General features: G+C 72.8%; 1 protein-coding gene. It reads right to left on the bottom strand.

Annotated features, from left to right (window positions below):
* A partial coding sequence (locus AB0G02_RS37200; protein WP_360804301.1) for a type I polyketide synthase occupies positions 1–1994 on the bottom strand: 1994 nt, incomplete at both ends.

The following is a 1994-nucleotide window of genomic DNA, read 5'->3' on the forward strand; positions in this document are numbered from 1 at the left end:
CTGTCGGCCAGGGAGTCGTAGAAGCCGTCGAGGTCGACCGCGTCGGTGTTCGGCTCGCTCCACGGCACCGGCGGGGTCGCGCCCGAGCCCAGCACACCCGTGGCGTGCCGCAGCCAGTCGCCGTCCGTCCTTGAGTGCACGCTGACGTCCCGCCGTCCGGTCCGGTCGGACGCACCGACCGCGATCCGCACGTCGACCGCTCCGGCGAGCACCAACGGCGCTTCCAGCACCAGCTCCTCGATCGCCGGGCAGTCCACCTGCGCACCCGCCCGCAGGACCAGCTCGACGAACGCGGCACCCGGCAGGAGCGCGGAGCCGAGGACGACGTGCTGGGCGAGCCACGGTTGGGTCGCCGGGGACATCTGCCCGGTCAGCACCACGCCCCCGTCGTCCGGCAGCTCCACCACCGCACCCAGCAGGGGGTGGTCGACCGGGTGGAGCCCGGCACCCGTGACGTCCGCCGAGGCGGTGGGCAGCAGCCAGAACCGTTCGCGCTGGAACGCGTAGGTCGGCAGGTCGGCGTGACCGGTCGGCACGGTCCACTCCGCGCCCTGCTCCCACAACCGTCCGAGCGCGGCGAGGAGACGTTCGGGCTCGTCGTGGTCGCGCCGCATCACCCCGGTCGGGACCAGCGTCGGGTGCGGACCGATCTCCAGGAACGTCGTCACCCCGTTGGCACGCAACCACTCCACGCCGTCCGCGAACCGGACGGCTTCCCGCGCCTGCCGCACCCAGTAGGCGGGGTTGTGCAAGTCGGTGGGCTTCCCCGTCACCGTCGACACGATCGGCGTCGACGGCGAGTGGAAGGTCAGGCCTTCCAGTACCCGCGCGAACTCCGTGAGCATCGCGTCCACGTGGGCCGAGTGGAACGCGTGGCTCACGGCCAGCCTGCGCGTCTCGCGGCCTCGTTCCCGCCAGAGGTCGGAGATCCGCAGCACCGCGTCCTCGTCGCCGGAGATCACCACCGCGTCCGGGCCGTTGACCGCCGCGATCCCGACCGCACCGGTGAGGGTGGCGACGACCTCGGCTTCCGTGGCGCGGATCGACACCATCGCCCCGCCCGCCGGCAGCTCCTGCATCAACCGACCCCGCGCGGACACCACCGCGCAGGCGTCCTCCAGGCTCAGCACACCGGCGACGTGCGCGGCGGCGAGTTCTCCGACCGAGTGCCCGACCAGGTAATCCGGCGTCACGCCCAACGACTCCACCAACCGGTACAACGCCACCTCGATCGCGAACAACGCCGGCTGCGCATACCGCGTCTGATCGAGATCGACCTCCCCCAGCGCCAACCCGAGACGCGAACACACCTCGTCCAACACCCGGGCGAACACCGGGAAGGCCGCTGCCAGCCGCTCCCCCATGCCGCGCCACTGCGAACCCTGGCCCGAGAACACGAACGCGGTCTTGCCGGTGTCCGCCTTCACGACGATGGCGTCGGCCAGGGCGTCGAGGTCGGCGGCGAGCCTGGACCGGTCGGTGAGGGCGGCCCGGTAGGGGAACCGGGACCTCGCCAGCAGGGCCGCGCCGACCGCCGGGTCGTCCACGAGGTCGCGCAGGCGGCGGGCCTGGGTCCGCAGGGCGTCCGGCGACTTCGCCGACAGCAACCACGGCGACCAGGCGGGCACGTCGACCGGTTCGGCCTCGGGGGCCTGTTCGAGGATCACGTGGGCGTTCGTGCCGCTGATCCCGAACGCCGAGACGCCGGCCCGGCGCGGGTGGTCGTCACCGGGCCACGGGCGGGTCTCGGTGAGGAGCCGGATCTCGCCGTCCTGCCACTCGACGTGCGGCGTCGGCGCGTCCACGTGCAGCGTCCTGGGCAGTCGGCCGTGCCGCAGGGCCTCGATCATCTTGAGCACGCCCGCGATGCCGGCGGCGGCCTGCGTGTGACCGATGTTCGACTTGACCGACCCCAGCCAGAGCGGTTCGGACCGGTGCTGGCCGTAGGTCGCCAGCAACGCCTGCGCCTCGATCGGGTCGCCCAACGTCGTGCC

The organism is Actinosynnema sp. NPDC023658, assembly GCF_040639995.1.
Lineage (GTDB): Bacteria > Actinomycetota > Actinomycetes > Mycobacteriales > Pseudonocardiaceae > Actinosynnema.